This window comes from Methanobrevibacter sp., assembly GCF_045646045.1.
Lineage (GTDB): Archaea > Methanobacteriota > Methanobacteria > Methanobacteriales > Methanobacteriaceae > Methanocatella.
On sequence record NZ_JAZRJY010000021.1, the window covers coordinates 1 to 6,102 of the forward strand.

The following is a 6,102-nucleotide window of genomic DNA, read 5'->3' on the forward strand; positions in this document are numbered from 1 at the left end:
TTACCTATATTTTATAAAAATTAAATCATACTTGAATAAATAATTTTCATAAATTCTAAAATATTTTAAACAATAGTTATTTTAATCTAGGAAAAATAAACAAATACCAATACATTTTTTAAAAATTATGAATTAGTAAAATAAATGCTTTATAAAAATTCAAAAAACAATAAAGTTGGCTTGAAAATTTAGGAAAAAATAAAAAAAGTTTGAAGTTTGAAAGAGGGAATTTGAAAGACAGAAAAAAATTGTGTTCATCCGTTTTGCTAAGCTATTTTATAATTAACTTCAAACTTATATAATTGTTAGATTTTACTTATATAAATACTTTTTTGTAAAAAAGTATTACTCAAATATGAAAAAAAGTACTAAAAAGTAATACATAGGGATTTAAAAAAAATAATTATTCTCTGAAATTTTCATCAATATATGAATCAAACTTCAAATAAGCAGCATCAATAGCTTCATTTAACATATCTTGATTTATTTCAGATAATTCATCAAATGAAACACCTAAATCAACATCTACATCCAGTTGATTGTTTTCATAATTAAGTACAATATCCAAATCTAAATCTTCAAGTTCTTTTGTTGAAATAACTTTTGAAACTTCAACTTCAAGAATTTCACCAAAATCAGTAGAAATAGTATCTAAATCTTCAGAGGATAATTTTTTAAGTTTTGACATAATATCTAAAAAAAGAATGGAAATTAAGCTCCATCAGGAGCCATTCCTTGCATAGCAGCTTGAATATTAGTTTGCATTTCTTCAAGTTTTTTCATAACTCTTTCTTCTTGGCGAGCCATGGTTTGTTTTCTTAACTTGAGGGTTTCTAACTTATCTTCAGCTTCTTCTAAAGCATCTTTGTAATCTACTTTAATAAGTAAATTACCTGCTTGTTTAAATACTTCAGTATTTTCATCAGTATTCTTTAATTCTTCTAATGCTTTTTCAGTTTCTTGGATTTGAACTTCCACAGTTTGAATTTGCATACTTACAGCTTGAGCTTGTTGTTGTAACTGTTGAAACTGATTTAATTGCTCTTGTATATTTTCAGGAATTTCCATCATATCACCTTTTTAAATTCTATATATTTGTTAAGTTATTTATTTGTAATGATAAATTAATCCACTTGATAGCGGAATTAACAGAAGCTCTAAATGATGTAGAGTCTTGAGCATCAATATCAATAACAATGACATTATCGTCAAGAGTTAAATTCATAGAAGATCTGTAATCCGGAGCTGTCTGAAATTCTAAGATGATTGAATCATAAATAATTTTTGCTTGCTTAGAATTATCAAACTCAATATTAATTTGACTTTTTACAGATTCCAAAGGACTATTATCAATCATTGTTATCTAAAATCTTTCTAATATTAATTTGGAAATCAGTTTTTTCTCCAAATTTATTAATAAAATTTATTTTAGCAAATAAATCATCATATCCACCAGTAATGTGAATATAATTATCTTCAGCCTTATCAACTAATTCAAAACCTAAAATATCACTTAAACAGTTTAGCTCTTGAACTTCAGAAACTATCTTTAATTGGGATGGAGAAATATTAAGTCTTTCATTTGTAGTGGTTACACTAATTAAAATAGTAAGTAATATGTCTCCCTTATTTGAATAAAATGTAATTTTACTAGGATTACCTTTAATTTCATTAACAACAGCTAAATTAACTTCATCTTCTGCAAGAGCCTTTAACAAAAGATCTCTCATATTCATTTTTCCTCTATTAACAGAAGTTGAATCTGTTGAATGAGCAAAATTCTTACAAAACTTTCTTGTTTTTTGAGAAGGCTTTCTAGAAGTTGAAATTAGCATTTAAATCAAAAATAGTAAAAAAATTATAGAAAAAACAAGATATGAATCTTGATTAGTTCTATTTTTTAAGGCCGACTCTGTTGACCATATTTCCATCAGGAACACTAGCAGAAACCCAACGAGTTACTTCAGGAACATTTTTAAATAAAATCCTATATCTACAATTAGGGCATTTATTGTCCATGTAACTTTTTTGGTCTACTTCTGTTCCACAATATGGACATTTATACAAGGATTATTCCTCCACTTTAATATCTCTAATACTGCGTGCTGCAGATTTAGCCATAGGGGTTTGAGGAATATATGCCCCACCAGTGAATACAGCACCACATTTTTTACATTTCCAAATTCCAGCAGCTTGTCTTTTTACATAAGGTCTATCACATTTAGGACAAACATGATTTTTTTTCATGTTTTCTTCGATGATTTTAACAGATCTTTTAGCTTTTCTTCCGTATCTTGCACCGAACCTTCCTGTAATACCAACTTTTTTAGTTCTTGCCATTTTAATTTCTCTCCATTATATAAAAATAATAATAAAAAACTGTAAATCTTAAAGATTTACCATGATTAAAACAATCATAAAATTATCTAATGTAATAATATTGTACCACATCATATTTAAAGTTAATGGAAAATTTAAGAAAATAATTGGATTTTCCTAAAAATACCATCAGATTAAAACCTAATTACTTACTTAAAACTGTGATAATTAGGACTTTCATTAGTGATTAATAAATCATGAGGGTGTGACTCTTTAATACCGCTACTTGATATTCTTACAAATTGAGCCTTTTTCTGCATATCAGCAATATCTTCAGCTCCACAGTAACCCATTGAAGATTTTAAACCACCAACTAATTGGAATAAAATTTCTGCAACAGTTCCTCTGTATGGTACTGCACCTTCAATTCCTTCAGGAACATATTTGGTGTGGTTCATTTTACTTTTTGAACCTTGGAAATATCTATCAGCACCACCATCATACTCACTGGTCATAGCACCCATGGAACCCATTCCACGGTATTTTTTGTATTGTTTACCATTCATAACAACCACATCACCAGGAGCTTCATAAGATGCTGCAAGTAAATTACCCAACATTACTGCATCTGCACCGGCACCAATAGCTTTTGCAATATCACCTGAGTATCTGATACCACCATCTGCAATAACAGGGATGCCTGCATCAGAAGCTACATCAGCAACATCAGAAATTGCAGTTAATTGAGGTACACCGACACCAGCCACAATACGAGTAGTACACATTGAACCAGGACCAATACCAACTTTAAGTGCATCTACACCCATTGAAATTAAATCTTCAGCAGCTGCAGCAGTTGCAATGTTACCAACACATAATTCAGCATCAATATTGTCTTTGATAGTTTCAGTGTATTTAACAACATTCATATTATGAGCATGAGCACAATCAATTGAAACAATATCCGCACCGGCCTGATCAAGAGCCATTGCACGTTCCAAATCAAACGGTCCACAAGCTGCAGCAACTAAAAAGTTTCCATTTTCATCACGTGCAGCATTAGGATATTGAGCCCTGTTTAAAATATCTTTAATTGTAATTATTCCAACCAATTTGCCTTCATTGAGAACAGGCAATCTTTCTACCTTATTTTCATAAGCAATATTTAAAGCTTCATCGACGCTGATAGGCTCTTCAACAGTAACAACCTCAGAAGTCATTATGTCCTTAACTGTTTTGTTAGGTTCTGATTTTAATACCGGCCTGATATCCCTTTTGGAAATAATACCAATGATTTCATCACCATCAACAACAGGAAGACCACTGATTAACTCATCCTGCATTTTATTCTGCACATCTTGAATTGTAGATTCAGGAGTGATTGTTACAACATCACGAATAGTAATATCTTCAGCAGTTTTTACCTTTTTTACTTCTTCAACTTGTCTTTCCAATGAGATATTTCTGTGAATTACCCCAATACCACCTTCTTGTGCCATAGCTATAGCGAGATCTGCTTCTGTAACAGTATCCATAGCAGCACTTAAAATAGGTATATTTAATTTAATACCCTTAGACAATTCGATTGTAGTATCTATGTCTTTTGGTTCTACATAACTAGCATTTGGAGTAAGTAAAAAATCATCAAAAGTGTAAGACATTCTTGCTTCTTGAACTTTTTTAGAATACATTAAACACACCTACTTAAAATGAATCACATAACTCTTTAAGCTCAGCTACAGCAGTATGATGTATTTTACCAGTATTACGGTCACCGCCAACACAGGCAGCTCCTCTAATACCAACCACATCGCAACCAATATCATGTAATGGTTTTAACTGATCTTTTTTAACAGATCCTGCAAGAGCAGTTTTTAAATTATAACTATGAGCTTCTTCAACAAATTCAGTTAATTTTTCAATATCTAAATAATCAAATAAAGTATGACCATCTTTTACTGCAGTATCTAACATTGCCAAATCACAGTTTGCATCACGAGCTACTTTTGGAATTTCCATCGGATCAACAGCACCCACACGATGAGCATCAGCATATCCCGCAGCTACAACAATAGTATCCGGACTTACATCCTTAACAGTTTTAGATACATTTTTCATAACTTCAACAGCTTCATCGTAGTTTTTAGTTCCGTATAATCCTACTTTGATATAATCTGCCCCTGAAACATGAGCCCCCATTGCTGCAAGAGAAACTGTACCTGGTTTGTAAGGTACATCACCCAAAGTGGCACTAACCAACTTATCTTCAGGAGTTAATTCCCTAATCTCTTTAATGACCCAAGGGAAATTAGCACCTAAGGAACCTTCTTTAGGATTTTTAACATCAACAATGTCTGCTCCACCTTTTATTGATTCAAGAGCTTCTTCATGGTTTATTGGACTTATTAATAGAAGCATGTATTTCCTCCGTTTATAATAATAAAATATTAAAATATAATATATTTATATTTGGAATTCTTTCTTTATAAGTATATGCTTTAAGTGAAATTATTTTTTCAAAAAGCAAATAGATGAAAAAAAGTTTTCAAAAAAGTTAAAAATAAAAAAGGAAGTTGAATTACTTCCTTAAGCATAGATTTTTATAGTGTTAGCAATACTAGAACCGTTATAACTTGAAGTTATAATGTATTCACCAGGCATTAAGTTAATACTCAATTTTGCTTGACCTGAACCGTCTGTAGTTCTGTAGTATAATACTCCATTAATGTTGAATTCAATCTTTTGATTTGCATAAGGGTTTCCTTGTCCGTCAACAAGCGTTGCAACAAATGGATCTTGAGTACCATACATTTTAGTTAAATCCTCAGCAGCTAATACAGGCAATACTTTGATGTTATTGGCTACCATAGAACCTTTGTATTCTGCAGTTATGATGTAATCTCCAGCCTGCAAGTTAATGTTTAACTTAACAGTACCGTTTGCATCGGTTTGTCTTTGGTAGAATACTCCGTTAATGTTGAATGTTACATTTTCGCCTGCACCGACAGGGTTGCCATCATCTCCAATGACTTTAACAGTGTATTGAGTTCCGTTTCTATAATATTTAGTTATATCATAGTTTTCAGTGAGTTTAGACAATACAGTAATGTTATTAGCGGTCTTATCACCAGTAAATAGGTTCATTGCAGTGATTATATATTCACCCTGATTCAAGTTGATATTTAATTTTGCTAAACCTTTATCACCTGAAACTTTACGGTCATACATTACGCCATGGATGTTGAATCTGACATCTGCACCATCTTTAAGATAGTTTCCTTCATTGTCACGGAAAGTAGCATAGTATTGAGTACCATTTCTGAAAACTTTGGTAATATCGGTACCGTTTACAGTTGTTAAAATTGTAACAACAGAGTTTACAGTTTGATTATCAACTGTAACGTTGACATCATAAACACCAGAATTCAATCCAAGAGCAATACTTGCACTACCATTATTATCAGTAGTTCTGTCGTATGAAACACCATTAATGCCTATAATGACAGTTTTATTTGCTAAAGGATTGCCTTCATAATCAGTTACAGTTACAACAAACCTTTCAGGACCACTGAAGTATTTGGTTACATTAGGAGCATTTATAATATCTGATTTGCTCTTAACACTAACATTTACCTCTTCAGCAAGTGGATTATACTTATAATTACCTGAATAAATTACAGGAATTGTATAGTTACCTGCAGGCAAAAGAGGAAGTATTATTGCAACATCAGGATCCATAACCTGAACAGTGACGTTTTTACCGTCAACAACAACAGTAACATA

General features: G+C 31.4%; 7 protein-coding genes and 2 pseudogenes. All 9 read right to left on the minus strand.

Features of this window, described 5'->3' with window-relative positions:
* Window positions 1-403: 403 nt before the first annotated feature.
* The gene (locus ACKI5C_RS01190; RefSeq protein ID WP_407431219.1) at window positions 404-688 is read right to left on the minus strand and encodes a DUF3194 domain-containing protein; all 285 of its coding nucleotides are present in this window, start codon (window positions 686-688) and stop codon (window positions 404-406) included.
* Window positions 689-711: 23 nt separating this feature from the next.
* The gene (locus ACKI5C_RS01195) at window positions 712-1,068 is read right to left on the minus strand and encodes a prefoldin subunit beta (protein ID WP_407431221.1); all 357 of its coding nucleotides are present in this window, start codon (window positions 1,066-1,068) and stop codon (window positions 712-714) included.
* A gap of 19 nt (window positions 1,069-1,087) precedes the next feature.
* The gene (locus ACKI5C_RS01200; RefSeq protein WP_296796629.1) at window positions 1,088-1,357 is read right to left on the minus strand and encodes a KEOPS complex subunit Pcc1; all 270 of its coding nucleotides are present in this window, start codon (window positions 1,355-1,357) and stop codon (window positions 1,088-1,090) included.
* Window positions 1,350-1,835 (minus strand): Brix domain-containing protein, encoded by a 486-nt coding sequence (locus tag ACKI5C_RS01205; protein WP_407431224.1) that lies wholly within the window; start codon window positions 1,833-1,835, stop codon window positions 1,350-1,352. The genes ACKI5C_RS01200 and ACKI5C_RS01205 overlap by 8 nt, the downstream gene beginning before the upstream one ends.
* A 106-nt stretch (window positions 1,836-1,941) precedes the next feature.
* Window positions 1,942-2,067: pseudogene (locus ACKI5C_RS01210) on the minus strand (DNA-directed RNA polymerase subunit P); the annotation flags it as partial.
* 3 nt (window positions 2,068-2,070) lie between these two features.
* A complete protein-coding gene (gene rpl37A, locus ACKI5C_RS01215; protein WP_295609033.1) occupies window positions 2,071-2,340 on the minus strand; it encodes a 50S ribosomal protein L37Ae in 270 nt (89 codons plus the stop codon).
* Between the two features lie 188 nt (window positions 2,341-2,528).
* Window positions 2,529-4,010, minus strand: a complete 1,482-nt coding sequence (gene guaB, locus ACKI5C_RS01220; RefSeq protein ID WP_407431226.1) for an IMP dehydrogenase — start codon at window positions 4,008-4,010, stop codon at window positions 2,529-2,531.
* A 13-nt stretch (window positions 4,011-4,023) separates the two neighbouring features.
* Entirely contained in the window at window positions 4,024-4,737 is a 714-nt protein-coding gene (locus ACKI5C_RS01225) for a (5-formylfuran-3-yl)methyl phosphate synthase (protein ID WP_407431228.1), read from the minus strand.
* A 168-nt stretch (window positions 4,738-4,905) separates the two neighbouring features.
* Window positions 4,906-6,102, minus strand: a pseudogene (locus ACKI5C_RS01230) (hypothetical protein); the annotation flags it as partial.